General features: G+C 29.9%; 21 protein-coding genes. 6 read left to right on the forward strand and 15 right to left on the reverse strand.

Features of this window, described 5'->3' with window-relative positions; all coding sequences use genetic code 11:
* Positions 1 to 150: 150 nt before the first annotated feature.
* Entirely contained in the window at positions 151 to 411 is a 261-nt protein-coding gene (locus tag ACQKN3_RS14385) for a hypothetical protein (RefSeq protein WP_427712539.1), read from the reverse strand.
* Between the two features lie 431 nt (positions 412 to 842).
* Between ACQKN3_RS14385 and ACQKN3_RS14390 the strand changes: the two genes are divergently transcribed.
* The 6 genes from ACQKN3_RS14390 (at position 843) to ACQKN3_RS14415 (ending at position 7496) form a co-directional block, all read left to right on the forward strand.
* Positions 843 to 2780 (forward strand): hypothetical protein, encoded by a 1938-nt coding sequence (locus tag ACQKN3_RS14390; protein ID WP_427712542.1) that lies wholly within the window; start codon positions 843 to 845, stop codon positions 2778 to 2780.
* A complete protein-coding gene (locus ACQKN3_RS14395) occupies positions 2752 to 3378 on the forward strand; it encodes an ATP-binding cassette domain-containing protein (protein ID WP_427712545.1) in 627 nt (208 codons plus the stop codon). The genes ACQKN3_RS14390 and ACQKN3_RS14395 overlap by 29 nt, the downstream gene beginning before the upstream one ends.
* 28 nt (positions 3379 to 3406) lie before the next feature.
* Positions 3407 to 3811: a hypothetical protein gene (locus ACQKN3_RS14400; protein ID WP_427712548.1), complete on the forward strand. Its 405-nt coding sequence runs from the start codon at positions 3407 to 3409 to the stop codon at positions 3809 to 3811.
* 79 nt (positions 3812 to 3890) lie between these two features.
* The gene (locus ACQKN3_RS14405) at positions 3891 to 5900 is read left to right on the forward strand and encodes a hypothetical protein (RefSeq protein WP_427712551.1); all 2010 of its coding nucleotides are present in this window, start codon (positions 3891 to 3893) and stop codon (positions 5898 to 5900) included.
* 72 nt (positions 5901 to 5972) lie between these two features.
* Complete coding sequence (locus ACQKN3_RS14410) at positions 5973 to 6836, forward strand: ATP-binding cassette domain-containing protein (protein WP_427712999.1); 864 nt, start codon at positions 5973 to 5975, stop codon at positions 6834 to 6836.
* A 3-nt stretch (positions 6837 to 6839) separates the two neighbouring features.
* Positions 6840 to 7496 (forward strand): hypothetical protein, encoded by a 657-nt coding sequence (locus ACQKN3_RS14415; RefSeq protein WP_427712554.1) that lies wholly within the window; start codon positions 6840 to 6842, stop codon positions 7494 to 7496.
* Positions 7497 to 8224: 728 nt separating this feature from the next.
* Here the strand turns inward: ACQKN3_RS14415 and ACQKN3_RS14420 are convergent.
* From ACQKN3_RS14420 to ACQKN3_RS14485, 14 genes are all read right to left on the reverse strand, one after another.
* On the reverse strand, positions 8225 to 8971 hold the full coding sequence (locus ACQKN3_RS14420; protein WP_427712557.1) for a hypothetical protein: 747 nt from the start codon (positions 8969 to 8971) through the stop codon (positions 8225 to 8227).
* A 1133-nt stretch (positions 8972 to 10104) separates the two neighbouring features.
* Positions 10105 to 10497: a hypothetical protein gene (locus tag ACQKN3_RS14425; protein WP_427712559.1), complete on the reverse strand. Its 393-nt coding sequence runs from the start codon at positions 10495 to 10497 to the stop codon at positions 10105 to 10107.
* A gap of 55 nt (positions 10498 to 10552) precedes the next feature.
* Positions 10553 to 11680: a tyrosine recombinase XerS gene (xerS, locus tag ACQKN3_RS14430; RefSeq protein ID WP_427712561.1), complete on the reverse strand. Its 1128-nt coding sequence runs from the start codon at positions 11678 to 11680 to the stop codon at positions 10553 to 10555.
* 4 nt (positions 11681 to 11684) lie between these two features.
* The gene (locus ACQKN3_RS14435; RefSeq protein ID WP_427712564.1) at positions 11685 to 12365 is read right to left on the reverse strand and encodes a hypothetical protein; all 681 of its coding nucleotides are present in this window, start codon (positions 12363 to 12365) and stop codon (positions 11685 to 11687) included.
* Positions 12366 to 12429: 64 nt separating this feature from the next.
* A complete protein-coding gene (locus ACQKN3_RS14440; protein ID WP_427712567.1) occupies positions 12430 to 12702 on the reverse strand; it encodes a hypothetical protein in 273 nt (90 codons plus the stop codon).
* Between the two features lie 166 nt (positions 12703 to 12868).
* Positions 12869 to 13678, reverse strand: coding sequence for a DUF3800 domain-containing protein (locus ACQKN3_RS14445; RefSeq protein WP_427712569.1), 810 nt, complete (start codon positions 13676 to 13678; stop codon positions 12869 to 12871).
* 300 nt (positions 13679 to 13978) lie between these two features.
* Positions 13979 to 14959, reverse strand: coding sequence for a ketoacyl-ACP synthase III (locus ACQKN3_RS14450; RefSeq protein ID WP_427712571.1), 981 nt, complete (start codon positions 14957 to 14959; stop codon positions 13979 to 13981).
* 64 nt (positions 14960 to 15023) lie between these two features.
* Complete coding sequence (locus ACQKN3_RS14455; RefSeq protein ID WP_427712574.1) at positions 15024 to 15368, reverse strand: hypothetical protein; 345 nt, start codon at positions 15366 to 15368, stop codon at positions 15024 to 15026.
* An 802-nt stretch (positions 15369 to 16170) separates the two neighbouring features.
* Positions 16171 to 16632 (reverse strand): helix-turn-helix domain-containing protein, encoded by a 462-nt coding sequence (locus tag ACQKN3_RS14460; RefSeq protein WP_427712576.1) that lies wholly within the window; start codon positions 16630 to 16632, stop codon positions 16171 to 16173.
* Between the two features lie 51 nt (positions 16633 to 16683).
* On the reverse strand, positions 16684 to 17523 hold the full coding sequence (locus tag ACQKN3_RS14465; protein WP_427712579.1) for a methyl-accepting chemotaxis protein: 840 nt from the start codon (positions 17521 to 17523) through the stop codon (positions 16684 to 16686).
* Positions 17524 to 18079: 556 nt separating this feature from the next.
* On the reverse strand, positions 18080 to 18934 hold the full coding sequence (locus tag ACQKN3_RS14470; RefSeq protein WP_427712582.1) for an HAD-IIB family hydrolase: 855 nt from the start codon (positions 18932 to 18934) through the stop codon (positions 18080 to 18082).
* Between the two features lie 44 nt (positions 18935 to 18978).
* Complete coding sequence (locus ACQKN3_RS14475; protein WP_427712585.1) at positions 18979 to 19743, reverse strand: hypothetical protein; 765 nt, start codon at positions 19741 to 19743, stop codon at positions 18979 to 18981.
* Positions 19727 to 20875 carry a hypothetical protein gene (locus tag ACQKN3_RS14480; protein WP_427712588.1) on the reverse strand — a complete coding sequence of 383 codons (1149 nt, stop codon included), beginning with the start codon at positions 20873 to 20875 and terminating at the stop codon, positions 19727 to 19729. Before ACQKN3_RS14480 ends, ACQKN3_RS14475 begins: the two co-directional genes overlap by 17 nt.
* Before the next feature lie 20 nt (positions 20876 to 20895).
* Positions 20896 to 21681 (reverse strand): hypothetical protein, encoded by a 786-nt coding sequence (locus ACQKN3_RS14485; RefSeq protein ID WP_427712590.1) that lies wholly within the window; start codon positions 21679 to 21681, stop codon positions 20896 to 20898.
* Positions 21682 to 21683 lie beyond the last annotated feature (2 nt).

Here is a 21683-nt window from a genome sequence, read left to right on the forward strand (position 1 = left end):
CGCTAATCAAGAAACAAATGAAAAAGGAATACCTACGAATTAAGTTAAGAGTAGGTATTCCTTTTTTAATACCATCAATCAATGAAGGTGAAAAAATTACCGAATAGGAATGTCGATGTGAATGATACTAGGATACTCACAGGCATTTGATTAACTTTCGGCAATACCGTAAGCCAGTAATATAAAATATCCGATAGTACAGATTGCAATAACATTCAGTATGATTAATAGCCATTTCAATAAACCTTTTTTGGCTTTGAATCCAAATATTATACCCAATAAAGGGAAAATAAACATAGAAACAATATATGGTTTACCCAATGCACCTAACGATACTCCACTGAACATTGTAAAAAACATAACTATGAAGATTAATAAAGTAGTGAAAGAAAAAACACTATATTTATTCATATGGTCCACCTCCTGAAAGCAAAATTTATTCCCATCTCATATACAAAAATATATAAAAAAGAAATTTTATTCCATTTAACTATACCATAGTTTTTATTTCTCACCGTAAAAAGCAACAAAGTTTATGAAGTAAACTAAACAAATAAGTTTAATTATGAATTTTAAAAAATATATAAAAAGGTTGTTAAATTTAATATGTTTTCTTCTTTATACATTAGATTCACATTAAGAGGTTAACTTCTTAAATACTTAATTCAGTATAGTAGAAAATTTTCCTTTTGCCGATATCGAGTATGTAGGCAAAGCTCTAAAAACAAGAGAATCAGGAACCCCCATTCATATCTAGGTTCAGATAATTAAGTTTTCTCCAATCAGGCAGAGGGCGGTTTATACTACTTTCAATTTAATAATTGTAATAAGAAAGAGAGGAGGTGAGAAGGATAAATCCATATATATTAATGTGGCATTTTATTACTAATAATAAAATATTGCTGGGCTTATCTACACTTTTATTTTCAATCAATGTATTTTATCTTTCAAACCCAATTGTAAATAACAGTGGTGATTTTGTATCTCAATCTCACTTACTAATTATTTTTGGGATGGTAATGAGTTATTTAATAAGCTATTTTACTGTTTTAAGTATGGATTCTCAATTAAATGATTCTCTATTGGAGGGTTACAGTAGTACTCAGAAAATCTATAAATCTGTTACTTTTGCTTTAATCTCATTCTTCGTGATATTGCATACTACAATATTCTTTATCTTTGGATTATATTATACATTTTTGTTTGGACCTGAAGTAAGTATTGTAAAACATACTTTTGTACTCTATATAAATTATTTTTTCTTATCTCATTTTATCCCTTTTATGTTGGGAATATATATTGCTTTAAGTACAAAGAAGACGGGTTTTATACACCGTTATATGGTCCCTTTGTTGATAATAGTTATTGCAGTGTTAGTTTCAGAATTTCATTCTTTTCAAGAGTTATTTAGTGTATTCACTATTAATGGAAAAGGTTACTACAATCCATTTTTCGGATTAACAAACTATACACATGCTCTTATTACTAAAATAATAATTCTTCTCTTTCTAATTTGCATTATGTTTTTTAAGTTGAGACTTTTATCCATAAAAAAGAAAATCTTTATTTATGCAACATTGATGATTGGTGTATCTTTCTCATTAAATTTTGTTGCAACTAATTATTATCAATCGGATAATGAAGATTTTTATACGACGTCATATGTTAGAGAATTTGAAAAAAACGGGAAACCTCCTGAAACTCTACCGGAAGCTCAAAATTTTAGTATAAAGTCATATGACATTGAAATAAAGGATGAGACAAAACCAGTTTTTACTGTAGGTGTAGCAATACAGGATATTAAGTATCGAAATATAAATTTTTATCTAAATGAGACTTTTAAAGTATTAGAGGTTAGAAGTAATTCAAAAAGAGTGCCGTTTAAACAGCAACATAATGAAATAATGGTTGAATTAAATAATACTAATAATCAAACGTTAACTTTTACTTATCAATCTAATAAGGGGACAGCTTTAAATCCAATTAATAACGAGTATTTATTTTTACCGTACTTCTTTAATTGGTTACCTAGCAAAGATAATACGAGAGATTATTATAGATATAACGATAGTTCAGTCGAGTATAATTCTCATCCAGATCAATGCTATGGAATTAAAAGTGTAACTAGTGATATTGAGGATTTAATAGTCTTATATTCAAAAGAGAACAAATGCTTAACAATTGCAAAAGGTGATTTCATTAAAAAAAATATTAATTCAAAAACTAATATTTATTTGCCAAAGGTTTGGTCAGGTAATATAGGTAGTTTTGAAAATTACTTTAATTATATCAATGCTGAGGTGAATCTTTTTAATCAGACCTTTAATAAAGAGCATTCAATTAGTTCTGAGAATATTATTTTTATGCCAAAGTATGATGCTTACTCGCAACCGAAATTTAATGATTTATGGTTACAAGATAGTTATCAAATTATATTAATGGATCCTTTTCTTAATATTAATGAAAACAACTTATTTTTAACCTTAGAAAGTATATCTCCTTTTAACGTAACTTACTCATTTATGAGAAATATTATTACACCGGCTAATCAAAAAGAAATTGAAACATTTTCTTTATTATTTACAATTTACTTTTTTGAAAAAACTGATTTAAGTCATGAAAAATGGTACCTAAAATATTTTATCGGTATGAATAAAAATCAAGAAGTTATAGATTTTTTGAAATTAGATCTTAATCAAATGGAAAAACAGTTGATTTTAAAATATCAATCATTAAACAAGGAGAGAAATCATGATTCATATAGAAAATATGAAGATTAAAAGAAAGGGGAAACTTTTACTGGATAATATTAATTTTGTCTTAAAAAATCAAGTTGTTATCGTTGGTCCACATAATTCGGGAAAAACTGCCTTATTATTAGCTATTCACGGAAAACGGGCAATCACTAGTGGACAAATCTTATTAAGTAATGAATTTGTTAAAAAGAAGAATCTTGATAATCAAAAAAGGGTTTCTATGTATATTCCCAAGGATTACTCAAACTTTTTCAAAGATCTTAAAATAAAGCATATTCTAACTTTTTATACTAGAAATAAAGAGTATTCTTTTTTACTTAAGGATGCCCAAATTGACCTAAATAATAGATTTAAAGATTTAAGTTATTTACAAAAGTTAATTCTATTTATTGATATAGGGAAAAAAACTAATAAAGAAATTTTCATTATGGATGAGCCTTTTGTGAATTTAGATATAGTTGAAATGAAGATTTTTAAAAAAATCTGTACAGATCATCTAAAAGATAAAACAGTTATCTTAACTTCTAACACATATTCACATACAATTTTGGATTTTGAACAAATCCTGTATATCCACAATAGAAAACTTATTGAGAAGGATCCATTCTTCGAAATTAATTAGAAAATACGCAATGAAAGGAGGTGAGAAAATGATTTTAAACCGTACAAAGAAAAGCTACATGGGTTTGGTATTTGCTATGCTTATGATTTTACTTCTAAGTGCAGTAAGCTCAGCTGTTCATGCTAAAGGAACATCCGTTGCACATATCTCTCCTGGGCAAAGCTCTGCTGAAGGTTCTCAAGTTCAAGCTACAGGTTCTACAGGGAAATTAACAGTAGAATCTGGAGGACCAACCTATTCAGTAGATGGGATGGCAACTAGATATAATGGAATTTGGCCAGATCCAACAGTTGCCAGAGCAGTAGGTTATGCTGGTAAAGGAGCTGTAACTGAGACTTTCACTGCAACTTCGGGAAGTAAATATTATGCAGAAGCTTATACGCAGTATAATACTAAAACTATTTATGCAGAGGCAGTTGTCACAGTAAACTAGTATTTATAGCAAACTATTTCGAAAGATATTTCGAAATAGTTTGCTTATTATTTATTTCTAGGAGAAGAGGGAGTTAATCATGAGATTGTTTAAAAACCTGCTTATTTTTCATTTCAAACAATTGACTAAAAGTTATCTATACATAGGTTTAAATTTATTTATGATTGTTATGCTTGCTGCAAGAATTTTCCTTCATAGTAATGAAGAGTTCGATTATTTTACTCATGGTGACTTTGTAGGCGAAATGATGCTTATAGTTCAAGCTGTAATGCTATTAATTATTGTATTTTTCTATAGATTTTTGTCTGATGAGTTTAATTCAGGAACCAATAGTTTATCCGGGGACTCATCTTTCTTAATGTTTGCTAAATTATCAGCATTATTGTTTATTCATTTAACCTATATGCTATTCTTCATAACAATACAAATTGGTTTAATTTTTTTATACTTTTTTGCATCAGATATTCCCATTTCAAGTTTTTATACCCAAACAATTTTATTTATAGTTGTTTATTGGTTTTTCCCGTTTATTCTCTCCTTTTTTATAGGGGCCCTAATAGCACTTCTTTTTGGTAAAAACAAAATTAGTTTTGTTTTCATAATCTTAATTTGGTTATTAATTGGTCCAATGAATACTACTATATTCAGCTCTTTCTATATTCATATTAATTCTACAGATTATAAAAACCTATTTTACATCGGACCATTTAATATATTCCAACCATATATCGAATTCATTGGATATAATATGACTTCTTCTAGTTTTCTAAAAGTAATATTCTGGATAGTCATATCTTTAATTTTAATTGCCTTAACTTTCTTTAAACTAGTTCGAACTAGATTACAGAAAAGCATATTATTTTTATCTTGTATTTCTCTATTGTTAGTAAACACTTATATTTATACATCAATATTTCAAAAGAGCCAACCGACTTTTCATTATGCTGAAAAAGTAAAGGAAATTGAATATTATAAGGGAAATAATTATTTTATTCCTCTCGAACAATTACAATACGATATACAACAATATGATATACAGTTAACTTCCAATGAACAAATAACAGCCAAGGTAGATATTACTCTAGAAAATGTAAAATCAACAAATATATCTTTTGTATTGTATCATTCTTATCCAGTACAAAAAGTAACAGATAGTCATGGGAATCTGTTACCATTTGTCCAAAAAGGGGATACTGTCACTATTAATACAGACTTTAATCAATCAGATGGGAGCTTAAGCTTTTTCTATAAGGTACAAGACTCTTTTATGATTCCGATTTCAGAGAACTATTTGTACTTACCCAACTATTTTAGTTGGATACCTACTAAGGCTTATCATCAACCTTTTGCACTCGTTAATAATTTTGATGAGAATGGTTTTATATCGCTTTCTATGCAAAATAATAAACTTATTGATTACACACTTACCTATAAGGGTGATTTATCGATTTACACCAATTTAATCAAAAATAAAGATGGTATATATAGGGGAAGTGTGACAGGAGGTATAACAATTACAGGAGGACAAGTTTCAACTCAAACGATAAATGGTGAAGAAATAATTTATCCTAATTCATGGCCAGATATTTCAAACGATTGGCCGATTTACAAAAATGTAATATCTAAAGTTCACGAAAAGACTATTGAAATCTTTCATTTACCAAATGTTAATTTACCGAATAAATACTTTTTGTTAAATCCAACTGGTGAATACAATTCTTTTTTAAGTAACGATCACTTGGTTATTCAACATGGAACATTGCTAAACATAAGTTCCGCTATAAATGAAGTTCCTGATCTATATGTTTCTGCTTTACTTTGGAATTCAAATGAAAGAAAGGTTATAAATTATGAACAAGTTCAAATCTTTAATTCAATCGCCTCCCAATTTATCAAAAACGAATTGGAACTAGAGTCATATTCACTCATTTCTCATTGGGATGGATTAAATACTGTACCTGAAACCTTTTCTAAAAAATTCGATGCTTTAACAAAAGAACAACAGGAACATTTTTTATTCGTTTGGTATTCAGAGATGCATAAACTTTCGACTTGGTCAGATACAGAGAATCTTTTTAAGCATATTTAATAGACTACTTAAAGTTAAATTTACAAGGTTAGTTAGTAACTATAACTAAAAAGGATGAGGAGTGTGGAAAATTTGATTACGATGAGGAATGTAAATAAAAAAGTAAAAGGTCAGTCTATACTTTCTAATGTAAATCTAAATATTGAAGGAGTTTACGGTTTGATTGGACCTAATGGTGCTGGAAAAACCACACTGATGAAAATATTAGCTAGTCTTACTTCATTGAATTCAGGAATAATTGAGATCAATGGAGAAAACTATTCAAAAGGGAAATATTTAAAAAGAACAAATAAAATTGGATACCTACCGCAGGATTTTATGATATACCCAAACGTTGAAGTAAAGGATGTGATAGACCATATAGCATTAATCCAAGGAATAATGGAAAAACAAACAAGGATAAACACTGTCTCTAAAGTTCTAAAATTAGTCAATCTTCAAGGATTTGAAAACAAAAAAATGGTCGAATTATCTGGAGGTATGAGAAAAAGAGTAGGAATTGCACAGTTATTAATTAGTGAACCTTCTATTCTTTTACTTGATGAACCGACGGCTGGTCTAGATATTGAAGAAAGAATCAGATTTCGAAATTTACTACGTGATCTTAGTGAAAATCGAACTATCATTATTTCTTCCCATCTGATAGAAGACATTGAGTTTCTTAGCACAAAAGTAGGTATACTGAAAAAGGGTAAGGTCTTATTTGAAGGTAATCCAAAAGAATTAAAGAATATGGCTGCGGGAAAAGTGAGAGAGTATAAGATTCCAAAAGAAGAATTGTCCTCTTTTAGTAAAGAGAGGGAAGTAACTCAGATATCAGATGAAGAAGACTTTTTAAAAGTTAGAATTTTCTCGAATGTTTGTGAGCAAGATTCCCAGTTAGTGTCTCCCCGGCTTTCAGAAGGGTATTTATCAGTAGTAAGAGAAGGAGAATAAAGGATGCGATTAGCAAGAAATACATTTTATATGTTTTATTTTGACTTTAAAACTATGGGTTTAACTTTTTTTGTTCCAATTTTAGCTTTCTTTTTTACGACACTCTTTATTATCATATCTAAAAGTCACCAAATTGAGACAGCTATTATTATCATCCAAGGTTTATTTATACCTTTTACGTGCTGGGCATTGATGTATCGACTAAATGAGTTATATGAAGAAGGGGCTCAGGAAACACTAATACCCTATTATTCTAGAATATTTATCTTTGACGCTCTACGTTATCTAACAATAAACACTTTTAGTATCCTTTTACTAAGCTCATTATTGGTAATTAAGTTTGGTAAAAATTCGCTTTCAAATATTAATCTTATTCACTTTTTTTTACTAATATTCTTTTTTTTATTTTTGGGTACTGCACTACTGGTCTTATTAAAAAATGTTGAACTTTCATTAACTATTATTTTCATTTATTCTATTATTGAAGTTGTTACCTTAGGGGAATTTATGCCTTGGCCGCATATTTTCATCTTTGATTCACCATCTTTAAATATTTTTATTATCATAAAATTTATTACACTTTTCATTTCTATCATTACACTATTTTATATTACAATAGTTTCTTTACGTAAATTAGATTCTAATATTAGAAATATTTAATTTAGAGTTAAAAAGCTGTTTATTAGGAGATATAATTAGAGGAAATTTATCAAAATAATAAACTAAAACTTGTTTGGAATTATTGAAATAATTCATCATAACTATGGCTAAGTGGATATTTTATGGGCAAATGCTGAGTGTTGCGCTATTATTAATTCCTCAATAGAGAAGCATGAGAAGTGTTTAAAAGTTAGACACGGATTTCGCTTAAGTAACTTGCTTAAATGAGTTCGGTATTGTTCCGGACTCATTTTTAATTTAACCTTCAGATAACATGTATTGTAAAGGTGCTTATTGTAATTCTTCTGCACATCTAGGAAAGCATCCTCGGTAACAGAGTGCAATGGCTCTGAAATAGACCTATTTTGTAAAAGTTTCTTCATTCTTTATAGAAAGAGTGAAACAGTTATTAGATATAGTGAGTATGAAATTTCCCATAAACTTCACAGACGGAGAGTATTCAAATAACCATTTTAGGTTATAAAGTTTAGCTGTTTACCTTTAGTTAAAATTCGAAAAGTTAAAATGCTATTTATAGTCATTATAAGAACAAATGCCCGGTTTAAATAGTGCACCCCAGTAAACCTAACCCATTCCTGCCAGTATACCAACAACTAATAAAAAAGAACCCAGGATTCTTGTGCGTCCTGGGTTCCCAAAATATATTATTTAATGAAACGAGTTTCAGGTGAGATTCGTAGGTTATTCACTGATAAATTTTGACTTATTTAGCAACCGTTAAGTGATAGTAAAGTAATCATAGCTCCGTATACTCGATCAGACCCAGCAAAATCAGTCTTTCCAGCACATATTGCTGCGGCCTCATCACATTTACATTTTGCAGGGTATGTTTTACCAACATAGCACTTATCATGGATTTCGCAACATTTATCTAAGCCATTTACCGGTGTACCACTTCCACAACCCTTACCACACCAGTTGTAGTTAACTAAAGGATTCCAAGGTAAACCGTTATATCTAAATGAACAGCAACCATTTTTCCAACAATCATCCCAATCCATAGCAGTCAAGGTATTATCTTTATCTTCAACGGGTTCTTTGTATTCAGGAAGTTGTAAGATTTCAACATCTGACTCAACTTCATTTTCAACTTGTAATTCGTCATTTTTAAAGAGCGCGATTTTCTTAATAGCATCTTCATTATTTAAGGCAATACCTTTGAAATTGTAAGTAACTTTATCATTATTTACCACGGTCTTGAGAAAAGATACAGTAAATTGATCATTGTACTTAATTAAGTGGTTAATCTGTTCAACAGATTGTTCTACTCCTTGTTCATCAAAAATCCAGTTGGTAACATAAGTTTTTTCCTCAACTGGTGCTGTTTTTAAAAGTGCTGCCTTATTAAAGTAGGCTAATACATTACTTAATAGTACAGCTTCATTTTTTACCGATAAAATATCATACGAAGGTACCGGCTTTGTTTCTAGACTGATAAGATTTTTTTCAAACATTTTTCTTTTCCTTCTTTCTATTTAAATTTGTAGAGTTATTTCAAGTTAACTCTACTTTATAAAGAAGAAAATCTTTCTTAATTAACAACTTTTAAGATGATTTTTTGTAATAAAAATTCTTTGCATTGTATAATGCATAATAGGTATTAACTAAGTACAAATAATTTCTCATTAAGGGAGTGATATGATGGATTTCTTCGTAATACTTATGTTTCTTTTTGTAATAATTGCAAATATAATTGGATTCTTTGTATTTTATAAGAGAAAAAGTATATATTCAGCGTCGTTTACAATTTTATTTTTAGCTGTAATATTTAGTGGGGCTGGAGGTTTATTAGCAATAATTGTTATTCGAGACCCATTTGCAATTTTTTATGGAATGCAAATAGGACAAATTTTACTGATAAATGGATTGATTGTTCTGTTAATTGCAATATTAAAGACAGTCGTAGTGAAGGTGTATAATAAAATTTAGTAGTGGTTTTTAATACAATCGGTGAAAAATAACGCTTTTAAGAAAGTGATCGTAAAGTGTCTATAAAATTGTATAAAAAGCTTTAAGCTTCATTAATGCTATTAATTAAAAGAGTAAGGCACTAATGCGAATTGATTTACTAATTTGGGTGTTGAATCATCCGAAATGCTGATATATCAACAATAAAAGGGACAACAATTCTTATGCGAATTGTGTCCCTAAATATGCTGCTATTTCATGTTTTCTCCCCATGGACGTTTTTTAAAAGGATTCTAGTGCGTTCAAAGCCTAAACCTTATCAGAGTTTGCCATATTAATATTAGCGATGTTGTTTTAATATTGGTGTGTCCTAATAAGTCTCGTAAAATCGTCATTCAGGACCAAATAACTGGGGGTGCCAGGTGCTATTGAACTTGAATTATAAGTATTTATGAATAGCGCATGGGCTTTAGAGATGGTTGGTACGGGGTATCGACGATACAGTTGCAAAACATGTTTGACAAACTTCTTATAAATACAAAGAGAATGCCTCGATCCCGTTTTGATTAGTGGGAAGGGGCGTTCTTTTTATAATCGGAGAATAAAAAAGATGTCGTTTCTTTTCCTCTATAATTATTTGCTTTAATATGATTTTAATTTTCTTCTATTTGAAATATATTTACTTAGCGCTGTTATTTAATAAATTTGAGAGCTGGGTTGCAAATTCAAACTTCAATATTACATACGTCACAAATAAGAAAAGAAAGGTGCCGATTAGTAACATAACCATTTTCCCGGCATTACCAAATGGACTATTTGCTGCTTTGATGAATGCTGAGCCAATTTTATCAACTTCTTTATACGCTTGTTCCTTATGCTCGTTTATGATATTTAGGGCAATGTCAATTTCATTTACATTGAATAAATGCCCATACGTTTTATTGTTTAATTCAACAAAACCCGAATGGCGTGTGAAGATTAAACCAGTATCATTTAAAATTCTATATTGCAATTTACTTCCTGGCTCTGGAACATTTTCTAATGCTGTATTAACTGTTTCAACGATATTCATTCTTACAGCTCCTTATATTGGTTTCTCTAATTTGTTTTCAAGTTTCCATCAATATTTATGGACGCGTTCTTAAATAGGATTCTAAAGCATTTAAAGCATGGATCTTATCAGAGTTTGCCATATTAATATAAAGCGACGTAGTCTTAATATCTGTATGTCCCAATAAATCACGGAGCATGGTCATTTCGCCTCCATTTTTAATAAAAGCTACTGAAAAAGAATGCCGCAGCTTATGAGGATATACACCATTAGGAAAATACGATTCCGTATACTTTTCTACGAACATTTGAATGGTTCTTATGCTAATCGCTCTGGCAGGTTTACGGAATGTTACGAATAGGAAAGGGCATACCTCCGCTTGAGGATAACGTGTATTTCGAATTGCAATATATTCTAATAATCGATTAAAGGCGGAATCGATAATATAAATCGTATCCTTTTTATTACCTTTACGCGTAATTTTAACTGTTTGAGCACTATAATTTATATCTGACATAGTAATCCGCGCTAATTCACCGACGCGCATTCCAGTGGATAACAAAATGGCTATTATCGCAATATCACGCTCACGATCACGTTTGAATAAAGAAATTTGTTGAGGCACCTTTAATTTTGCTAAATAACCATCTGGACCGTCATTTCCCAAGTAATCAACAAAATCGAACAGGCGATTACTATCCAATATTTGCGTTGCAATTTCTGCCGCTCGATTTGCAGATGTTTCTTTATAAACAGGAATTTTTACCTTTGCCATAATGTTTTCGCTTAGGTATGTTTTACCTTGTTCATCATCACTGGTAACTGCCAAGAAGTGAAATAGGGATTTAAGCGCAGATACCATAAGTGATACCGAACGCATTTCACGTACCCGGCGGCTAGTTTCATGCTCTTTTGAAATATCTTCCTTTGATACATGTTCAATAAAATATTCAATGTCCTTTTTTCTTATTTTGGATAGGTGTTCCAGAGTTATTTCTTTAATATCGGCTGAATCCACAATACCTTCTTTAATTAGCCATTCAAAAAATATCTTGTATCTATATAAGTATTGGTGAATCGTCCTAAAAGAAATTTGTTCCTTTGTTTTTTCTATACGAAAATCACGAATATAAAAAGGTAGTTCTTTGATGAGATTATCCGTGTATTCTAAAATCTTTAAATCATCCGGAGATAATGTAGCCATAAAATCACTCCTTCAGGGATTTTTCATAGTTTTCGAAGATCGATATGTTTTCCGCCACATAAATTTCGAGCATATCTCGCTTTATATCATCCGTAACATTGTCACTAGCAATAATACCTTTTATATGCTTCATTATTTCAAAAGCGTTTTCTTCATAATTAATAACGGATTCTTCATTATTAACAGGTTGTTCTACAAGCTCTTTTGAAATTTCAGGTTCTATAAGTATCAACTTACTTAAAAAATCAGTTGTGAGGGTAGGAGAGCAGTTGTAGCGCATCATATGTTCAAAGAGGTAACTTAGATTATCCATATTGGTTAATTGTACTTCCTCAATTGTAAAGCTATCAGGATATGTTAAATCAAAATACATGGTTAATTCCTTATGTAACGTTGCATCAAGATCAAGCACACTCTCATTAGCAGCCGCTTTTACTAGGGATTGTTTTAAATAATCAAATGCCATTGTATAGGGGATGCGGGCATTAAATTGATATTCGAAATTAAAGTGGACCGCGCACTCTGTAGTAATTAAAAAATCGCCTAGATTGTTACGTTCTGTCAGGCGACCTTTATTATCATAAAAATAAGAATAAACTTGGCCGCGTATTCCAATATCATGCTGTAAATAATAAAGGGAGTCATACAAGCACTGTTCGTTATAATAAACTTTCATTTTTTTCATAATAAACCTCCGAGTAGTATTGGAAAGGGGGAATGGATATGTAAATATTGCGTTATATAGTTGATTAAATGTGGTCTAGTATATCTTTTGTTAATTTATTAACTAAACCCCTAACAGTCACATTACTTTTCAAATCATCAAAGTGATATGTGATTATAACATCAATTCTATTTAAATCTTCATTCTTAATCGCTTCCACCGTAACTAAGGTTTCAAGGTCTTCCCACTCTTCATCATCATTCCACCCCTCTATGTTCATTTCAACACGTTCGTATCCATCCACTGAGATTCCATATCCAACCTCATCTAAAATCTCTATATAGTTCCATTGTTTCATGTAAATCGCTCCCTTTAAACTTGTAATTGTAAATCAGGAAAGTCCTGACTATAGTTTCTTTATAAAATATAGTAATAGGGTAGGTGAGTCTAAAATGCTATATTGCTATACTTATTCGCAAAATACAATTTTTACGAATAAGTGTTCGCTTTATTGCAGGCAAGCCCTAAGTTAGTAGTTTAAGATTTGAGCTAAAAAATACATCTATATAGCTATTAAAGGGGACAGAACGCAATTCACTAGAATCTCCATACCATTCAAATAACTTAATAGACTCTAAAAATGGGTAAAGATTGCTCCCGTTATTTAATAATTCCATTACTAATTGATTTTTCGCTTTTTTACGATTTGAGTCAGAGCTTTCATTTAAAATAATTGTTCTAACAATACCTAATAAAAGGTCGGTTACTTCAATTCCGTAGGTCGATTTTTTAGGCAAATAGGAAACACTATTAACTCTAAAATTTTCACCACGATAAATTGATTGAATGTTTAATTGCCTTAGCATATCAACCTTCAAATCATAATTTTTAGCTTCGTATGTATGATCGTGCTCAATAAAAACATCTGCATTGACGAACGTATTTTTACCGTATTTCCTGATTAGTCCGTAGACTACACGCTCTGGAAACTTTGTATAAATGGTACGATCCACTACATCGGAAATAATTGGCTTAATCGGTTTTGAGTTTAATTCAACCTTATTAATATCATAAGAGATAACATTCATCTTCATTAAATGATGATGCGAGAGTACATCTGATAGCAATGTTTTAATGCTATCCCGTATTGCCGTATGCCCCCCATAACTAGTCCAGTGAATGCCAGCATTTTGAATAATATCGTCCAACTTTTCTTGATGATGCAAATAGTAATCTTGTGGGAATAAAATTGCGCCCATTAAATGAAGGGCTTCATTTGCTTTACCACTTTCATCAAAGTATATATTTACAGTATGGTTTTTTTCGTTATTCATAAAAGCCTCCATTACTTGAAAAATTCAAGTATGATTGGTATAATCATTTACATTGAAACATATTAAATCACATATGTTATTTTATGAACTGCTCTTGCAGTTTTCCGAATAACATTCGAGAGATACTATTGGCTGCTCTTGCAGCCTGTGGTATCTTTTTTTATTTTACCATAATATACCCATACCATCTATTACTTTTTCGTAAAATTGGTATTTTGCGAAAAAGTTTACTATATTGAAAAAATAAGCATCCTACAATTTTTTTGTAGGATGTAATTTTATATGTATTTATTGTTTATATTAGTATTTAAAAAGCATGGCAATCATTTCGTCTCCGGCTCCGACTGTCCAGAACAATACAGTGTTTCCACGTTTAATTTGTCCATTTTCAATACCCTTATTTAGAGCAAAGAATGGACTGCTAGTAGAAGTGTAACCTACTTCATCCCCTGCATATAATGTCTTTTCCGCAGCGATCTTGAAGTGTTTTTGCATTATTTCAATGTTTGATACTGCAAATTGAGATAAACAAAGAGCATCTACTGAATCGATTGTTAGGCCATTCTCCGTAAGAAATTCTTCAATCATTTCACATGCTTTCATAATGGAAGGTGTTCCGTCGAATGGTTTAAAGTCGATATATTCTTTCTCTCCATTTGATTTAGAGAAGCCTTTTGGCGGATATAGGATGTTTTCGCGTTTCGTTGAATCTAAGTAGTGTACTGCATCGATGAATCCTGTTTCTTCTTCTGTTTTTTCTAAGATAATGGCAGCTGCGCCGTCTGCAAAACTCGCATATGTAATTTCTTGTTCTGGATTTGAAATTAAACTATTCGCATCGGAACCTACCACTAAGGCGCGGTTTACACGTTTATTTGACAGCATATAGCGTGAAGCTGTTTCAACAGCAATGGTCATACCCGCGCAAGCCGCGTTGGCATCGAAGATGATTGTATGATTATTGGCACCAATCGCATTATGAAGGAATGCGGCATTTGTAGGTAATGTATATTCAGGACATTGCGAAGCGAATATAATCATATCAACATCCTTCCCTTTGATCCCGGCATTATCTAACGCTTTTTTAGCCGCTTCAATCCCCATTGTTAAACTGTTCTCATGGTTGTTATCAATGATGTGACGTTTTTCTCGACCTAAAACTGTTAATAAATTTGTGATGTCTCGCCCTTGTTTTTTGAAGTGTTCCAAATAATAGTCATTCTCTACTTGGTTTGCTGGATTATAAATACCTAAGCCTGTGATTTTGATGTGTTTTTTCATGTTGAATCAAACTCCTTTTCGTAAAAAAAAGGTCAAAAATTTTCATTCTGACCTCTAGGGAATATTAAGCTAAATCCACTACTGTTGCATTTGTTAAGCCAGCATTACGAGCAATTCGTGATAATTGCATTTTCAAGACACTGCTATCTTTAATTTGGAAAATCACTTTATTGAATCCAGTTGATTTGTAAAGCCCCATAACGCCTGTTAATTCTTCAGCCATTTCAGGCGTGACTACTGGCATTTCTACACAATCAATTTCTAACGTATATTCTGCCGGATTAACTGAATTTACTTTTTTATTATATTCTTCAATGAACAACGCTGAATCTTCTTTTGTCATTCTTCCTTTTACTTGAATACTTACTGTTTTCTTCACTGTGTTTAATAAAATGTTTGCCTTTTTCATAATCTCTCACCTTTTTAAATTATTATTTCACAAAAATTATGTTAACATTTCTTAAATCATCATGCAAAAAGACACTTATCATTTCCTTTGTCTATTTCTCTGTTTAATGAGTTTTTTATGGTCATTCATATACCTTTCTTCTTATCAAATAAAAAGCACCTTACGCAAAAAGGTGGTCATAATTAAAAATATATAATTCTTTTTTAATCGATTTAAATTTTGGTAATAAATTCCATGAGATTTTCACTTAATTTATTGACATGAACCTCCCTAATTCTTACAATAAGGTGGTATTGATGATTCATGCGTGATGGATCAGCAGTGGTATAAATTGATTGGGTGGCCCCTAATCAATTAGTAGATAGCGATTAGGAATAATGTAATATCCTATTCGCTTTTTTTAAATTTCATTAATATTTAACATGCTCTTATCCCCCTTTAAATTTTTATGATAGCAGTTTTTCCCGTCTTTAAATAAATGCTGAATTTTGTTTTGTAACAGCTTTTGAATGATGCTACCGTTTATCTTTATTAGCTAGCATATAACCGATAGTGACAAGCTTAAAAATTAACGCTAACAAAGAAGGTATTCAGTTAAATCAGGTATAACAAGAAAAAACCCCGCTTACGTATTAGCGGGGTTTTGCACGTTTAAAGCTATTCTAATCTTTAAACGCTCATTAGCTAAGATAAATATAGTTTAATAAGCTCTTTCAACTTTTTGTAAAGTTGTTTACATTGGTGTTATAAAAAACCCGCTGACCTTTAATGAATTGTTAAAAGTAGCGGGTCCTACCCAGTTTTAACGCCTGTTATTATTTAACCTTTCTTGTTGTTCAATATACCTCTTGGCATAATATTCTATTTCACTATCCAAAGGGTCTACAATTTCATTTGGATCGGGCCCACAATTTTCAACATCATACATTAGAAGAACTATGTGAGCAGCTTCGCGAGAAAAATTCCCGTAGCCTAAAAATTTTAGATAATCAATAATGTAATTCGTTATATCACCAAAATAAAGCCATTCAAGATTTTGGTATTTTAAATTGCATAACATTAAAACAATCTTTTCGCCTATCTCCTGTGGCGGAAGTGCCAAACCACGCTCATATGAATCCAATTTTGCCTTTGTTATGCTTAATCCTTCAGCAAATTCGGTTAACGATAACTTCATTTCAATTCTGATCGCTTTAATGCGAGCCCCTACTTTTTTAGGGATAGGTTTCATAGTTTTTTTGGTTATAAACAATGGTTTAAACAAAGTTATCTCCCTCAATTAAGTTTTCCCTTTAATAAAGGATTCGTTATTTTTTTATAATTTGGAAGCATACACGTTTAACTCTTTACTCATAGCTTCAATTTTTGTAATGATCGCAGAAATTTCTTCAGTAGAAGATGCTTGATCACGTCCTACCACCACTACCTCTTGAATAGAAGTTGTAATTTCATTTACAGAATTTTGGATGTTCGTTAGTGTTTGTCTTATTTTTTCTGTGGAAGAAACAGTTTCAAATGAAAGTTTTCTAATTTCATTAGCAACTACTGTGAATCCAAGACCTTTATCCCCTGCCCTTGCTGCTTCAATCGCGGCATTTAACCCCAATAAATTTGTTTGGTCGGCAACTCTCTTAATGAAATTTAATACTTCATCGGTATTTTTCACTTCTTCCATAGCAAGATAGGACTGTTCTAACAATTTATCACTTATATTTGAAAGACCTTCTGAGCTATCAGTGATTGATATAACACGGTTATTAGCTTTTTCAAGTGATTGTACAATTTGATCTGAGATAGCTCTAAGTTGTATTTCATTCTGTTTCTGTAATTGAATGGCTAATGCACCAATCACCTGACCATTATCTAAAATAGGTGCAGCGAGGCCGGTGAAAGGAAGCCCGAAGAACTTCGCTGGAACTTCTTCATTTATTAATACCTTGTTTTTAATACAATCTGCTAGAGGTTCCAGTGGATTTATTTTAGTACCCGCTCTTGCGCCTACATCTATTTTTCGCCCCGGACGGTATGTGATCCATTCTTTAGTATTTGTTAAGCCAATAGATATGTCGGGTAACATCGAGTGGAATAATGGCAAGATTTCTAAATAGTTTTGTAAAACCGGATGAATGGCTGTATTTAAATTTATTGTAGTCATTTTTCTTCCCCTTTTAGTAAATGCTGTGCTGTATTTATTTCGTTAAAGTTTTTGAATAACTCGCTTATTTCTGTTTTATGTAGTATTTCTTTCAATAACATAGCACCATTTCATAACATAAGCTATAAGCGTCCTTTGTAAAAAATATTTAGTGAGCATTCGTTGAGTTAGTAAATTATTAAGCAAAGAGAATTTTTTTTGGACCGCTTAGCAGTAAAAAAACCGCCCTAGCGTTTAAACGTTACGGCTGTTTAGTCAAGTTAAATTATTCATACGGGAATATCAGGTCACTGTTGATATAAGATGAAACGGTTCTAGTTATGAAGCTTTTGTAGGTTTCTGAGACTATGGGGTATAGCTGAAAGCTAAACTAATTAAGTAGAGGAATAGTAGATTATGAACTCTGCATGTGAAGAAGTTAGCACAGCTACAAATGTTCAATTAGAGAACTGGCTTTCCTTTTAAAAGAGTTAATAAAAAAATACCCAAGGGGATCCAGTACTATTGAGTTAAATAAAGATGCTACTTGCAGATAATGCAACAGCATCTTTATTCATTATTTTATTAGGATTTCATTAGAAGGTAAATTTAAACTATTAACTAGACTTCTTAAAAAATCATACAAATTACTTTGCAAATGTATATCAGCTGCTTCGATTAACTTTTTGTGAGAATTATAAACAGCAATTCCTAAGAAACTCTTTTTTATTATTGATATATCATTATAACCATCGCCAATTGCGATTACTTTATGTCGTTCATTATACTTATCCAAAATATAATGATAACCGTTTATTTTATCAGTATTTTTCGGGGAAATTTTAATAAACTCTTGGTACAAGGTGTGTTTTTCTTCAGGATAATGAACTTTGTAGAATAAGTTTATCATATAATCTACATTTACCTGTGTTTTTGGAAATAGGAAAATATTAAGTATATCTACTTTGTCATTAAACAAAGATATATTTAAATCACTTGAGTATTCAAAGAAATTAGTATTTATATAAGAAAGTTTTAATAATGCTTCTTTTTTCGAATGATTATTAAAAATTATCTTTTCGCTTGTTTCAATTATCCAATCAAATTTTTCAAAATGTACTTTGAAAAAGTTTTCTAAGTAGTTAGTATTTAACTTATTAATAACTTGAACTTTTTCATTATTAATGATGGTATTTCCCTCATTACAAAATATATTATTCCCAAAAATATTTACAAGCTCATTATATATACCGAGCGATTTTAAGCTTGAGAACATTCTACCAGTGATTAAATATAAAATAATATTTTCTGACTGTTTTAATTCTGAAAGGACTTCCTTTATATTCGGGAAAAATTTTCCCTTTTCATCAATTATGGTATTATCTAAATCAAAAGTAATTATAAATTTTTCATTATTTGTAACAATATTCATTAGTAATAGTCCCCCATTAAGTTTACTTTAAGATGAATGGATTGTTATAAAATGATAATTTTTTTTTGGATTATCCAATTTAAAATACTCTCCAGCTGCTCTGTAAGAATATCATTATACTGTGTTTTAAACTCTATAAGGTTTTCAACGCTTTTTTTGCATTTTATTATATTGGAATTTTCATAATTACCGTTTTCTTTATAAATTATCTTTAATTTTTCAAAACTAACATTGAGAGTACAATAAGTTATAATGTCGAAAGAATTTGTTACAGTTTTCATACCACCCATTATTTTGAAGGTTGATAGCATATGTTCTTTTATTCCCAGCTCTTCTTCAATTTCTATAAGTGTTTGCTTTAAAAATATATCATCGGTATTTTGTATTTCTTTTGGAGAAACGACCCCACATATAAGAGATAATAATTCATTTTCAAACTTTCTAGTTCCAAAAACTAATTGACCGTCTAGTGTTTCTATTATTACCTGTACGCCCATAGGGTTCATTTGGTGATAGTCATTTAACTTTGAAAAATATAAAGCTTCTTTAAAATTTGTTAAGTTTACTTCAAATAAAATTTCTTCATTTATTTTTGTATATACAATATTTTGCAAATTGTAAATTTCTCCATTCCACAATGGCCGTGTTTGCTTATAATTTTCTTTCATTTCCTTCCAATGTTGTTCCACATAATAATTTGTTTCTGTGTCAAAAGTAACTTTTACATTATTTTTTTTTATTTTATATTTAAAATTATCATTAGAATTTGAAAATAGAAGTTGATTTTGTAATTTATTTTTTAACTGCATAAATTTCTAACTCTTTTTCGATATTATTTATTAAATCAGTGACTGAACTTTCTGTTCCAAATTCTAATTTTATTATTTTACAATTTAAAATCATATCTTCAATTATTTTATTAGAGTTTTCTTTCAATGTAACAAAATCATACTCTAAATTTTCTACCCAATCTGTTAATCGAGATTCATCTATAGGAGTAAAACAACCGTTATTTAAATATTCTTTCTTTTTATCTTCAGTTAAATCAATAATTTTAATCTTATCGCTATTAAATTGGATCGAAGGTATAATAATTAGTTTTAGTTTAGCTGTATCTTTGAAGTTACTATTGAAAAGATTACTAAATTCCTTAGGAGTTAACTCTAATTTCCCTACATTTTCATAATAAGGTTCTTCAATAGGTAAATCTTTAAGAGCCTTTTCCATAGAACTATCTTGTTTTCTTTGAAATTTTTCAGCTTTTATTAGTTCATTATATTGCTTTGCAGTACCCAGCCCAAGTCTTATTGGTAAAGGGAATTGTTTAATTATTAATTCATTACTTTTTGTTATTATAACCCTATCATTTGCCAAAAAAGCTGCATCTGAATTCGCTACAAAATGAGTCATTAAACTAGTTTTACCTGCTCCCGAATCCCCCGTGATTATAATTCCAGAGCCTTTAAATTCTATTGCTGAAGCGTGAAAAAATATCTCCATTTTATTCTCTAAGCTTCTTAATAATATTTCTCTTATTATTCTCAAAGGAATTAAAGTATTTAGATTATTTTTTTTGAATATTAACAACACTGTATTTTTATCCCTAATTAAAATATAATCATTAACAGTCTCTTTTGCTCGGAAAAGATATTGTTTATCATACACACTTTGTGTATTTTTATAGTGGTATTCTATAAAGTTTGCACTTTTAAAAGTAGCTATCTTTTCTGTTTTTATAAATGTATTTAAATAATTAGAAAATAATTGATCATCCTCAATACAAATTAAATCTATTTTTTTCAGAGATGACTTTTTATTTTTTACATTTATATATTGTTCAATATTTAAAAGTGTATTTAGGTTATCAAAATAACAATTAAATTCTACTTCGTGAATATTATATTGCTTATAGTGTAAATTAGTCTTATCAATTTTTAACATGAAGTTTCTTTCCTCTCTACCTATTCTAGAAAACGGGTTATTGAAAATTTTAAAAACTCATTTTGAAAATTCTCAAAATCTAAATTGTCGTTATTTATATAATTTTCAATTACACTAATTTTTTTTCCAAAGATAGAATAATTGTAATTGCTCGTTAATAAATAATTAAATATACTATCTTCAAGTATTTTTTGAATACTTAAGTATAGTTTTTTATAGACAATTTTCTCATTTATTTTATTCTTTACTAACGGTTTAAAAAAATACCCAATTAAACCTATTATTTGTATATCTATATTAAGATATAAATCTTTTAAATCTTGATTTTTAAACTCAACTTTATTAAATATTGGAACATTTATGGGGGGATAAATATCAACTAGTATCATACTTCCATTTTTATCAATAATAAAGTTTTCTAAATTTGTATCAATTCGGAATAAAGAGTCTACATTATATTGATCACTAATATATCCTATTATTAAGGAGAAATAATATGCTGCATAATATAAATACTCATATGATCTAGTAGCGGCATTATTTAAAAAATCATTTAAAGAGTCTCCTTCGATATATTCTTGAATTAAATAAGAATCGTTATAATCAAATTTTATTTCCAGTAATTTCGGTACTGGTATACCTGAATTACTTAACATTTCGTTATAATATCTAATTAAAATATTCATGTTATAGGAGTTTTGTAAACAGGTATGAATATTTTTTTCATTAACACCATTTGGAACAATAAATTTTTTTATATATTTGTAATCTATGATTTTCTTATCCCCAAATTTTCCCTTTACCATTT

Origin of the sequence: Solibacillus sp. NPDC093137 (assembly GCF_050280445.1) — a bacterium.
Taxonomy (GTDB): Bacteria; Bacillota; Bacilli; order Bacillales_A; family Planococcaceae; genus Solibacillus; species Solibacillus isronensis_B.

Coding starts and splice junctions, on each gene's coding strand:
- ACQKN3_RS14385 (WP_427712539.1), bottom strand. CDS start 411: ATGAATAAATATAGTGTTTTTTCTTTCACTACTTTATTAATCTTCATA.
- ACQKN3_RS14395 (WP_427712545.1), top strand. CDS start 2,752: ATGATTCATATAGAAAATATGAAGATTAAAAGAAAGGGGAAACTTTTA.
- ACQKN3_RS14400 (WP_427712548.1), top strand. CDS start 3,407: ATGATTTTAAACCGTACAAAGAAAAGCTACATGGGTTTGGTATTTGCT.
- ACQKN3_RS14405 (WP_427712551.1), top strand. CDS start 3,891: ATGAGATTGTTTAAAAACCTGCTTATTTTTCATTTCAAACAATTGACT.
- ACQKN3_RS14415 (WP_427712554.1), top strand. CDS start 6,840: ATGCGATTAGCAAGAAATACATTTTATATGTTTTATTTTGACTTTAAA.
- ACQKN3_RS14420 (WP_427712557.1), bottom strand. CDS start 8,971: ATGTTTGAAAAAAATCTTATCAGTCTAGAAACAAAGCCGGTACCTTCG.
- ACQKN3_RS14425 (WP_427712559.1), bottom strand. CDS start 10,497: ATGAATATCGTTGAAACAGTTAATACAGCATTAGAAAATGTTCCAGAG.
- xerS (WP_427712561.1), bottom strand. CDS start 11,680: ATGGCTACATTATCTCCGGATGATTTAAAGATTTTAGAATACACGGAT.
- ACQKN3_RS14435 (WP_427712564.1), bottom strand. CDS start 12,365: ATGAAAAAAATGAAAGTTTATTATAACGAACAGTGCTTGTATGACTCC.
- ACQKN3_RS14440 (WP_427712567.1), bottom strand. CDS start 12,702: ATGAAACAATGGAACTATATAGAGATTTTAGATGAGGTTGGATATGGA.
- ACQKN3_RS14445 (WP_427712569.1), bottom strand. CDS start 13,678: ATGAATAACGAAAAAAACCATACTGTAAATATATACTTTGATGAAAGT.
- ACQKN3_RS14450 (WP_427712571.1), bottom strand. CDS start 14,959: ATGAAAAAACACATCAAAATCACAGGCTTAGGTATTTATAATCCAGCA.
- ACQKN3_RS14455 (WP_427712574.1), bottom strand. CDS start 15,368: ATGAAAAAGGCAAACATTTTATTAAACACAGTGAAGAAAACAGTAAGT.
- ACQKN3_RS14465 (WP_427712579.1), bottom strand. CDS start 17,523: ATGACTACAATAAATTTAAATACAGCCATTCATCCGGTTTTACAAAAC.
- ACQKN3_RS14470 (WP_427712582.1), bottom strand. CDS start 18,934: ATGAATATTGTTACAAATAATGAAAAATTTATAATTACTTTTGATTTA.
- ACQKN3_RS14475 (WP_427712585.1), bottom strand. CDS start 19,743: ATGCAGTTAAAAAATAAATTACAAAATCAACTTCTATTTTCAAATTCT.
- ACQKN3_RS14480 (WP_427712588.1), bottom strand. CDS start 20,875: ATGTTAAAAATTGATAAGACTAATTTACACTATAAGCAATATAATATT.
- ACQKN3_RS14485 (WP_427712590.1), bottom strand. CDS start 21,681: ATGGTAAAGGGAAAATTTGGGGATAAGAAAATCATAGATTACAAATAT.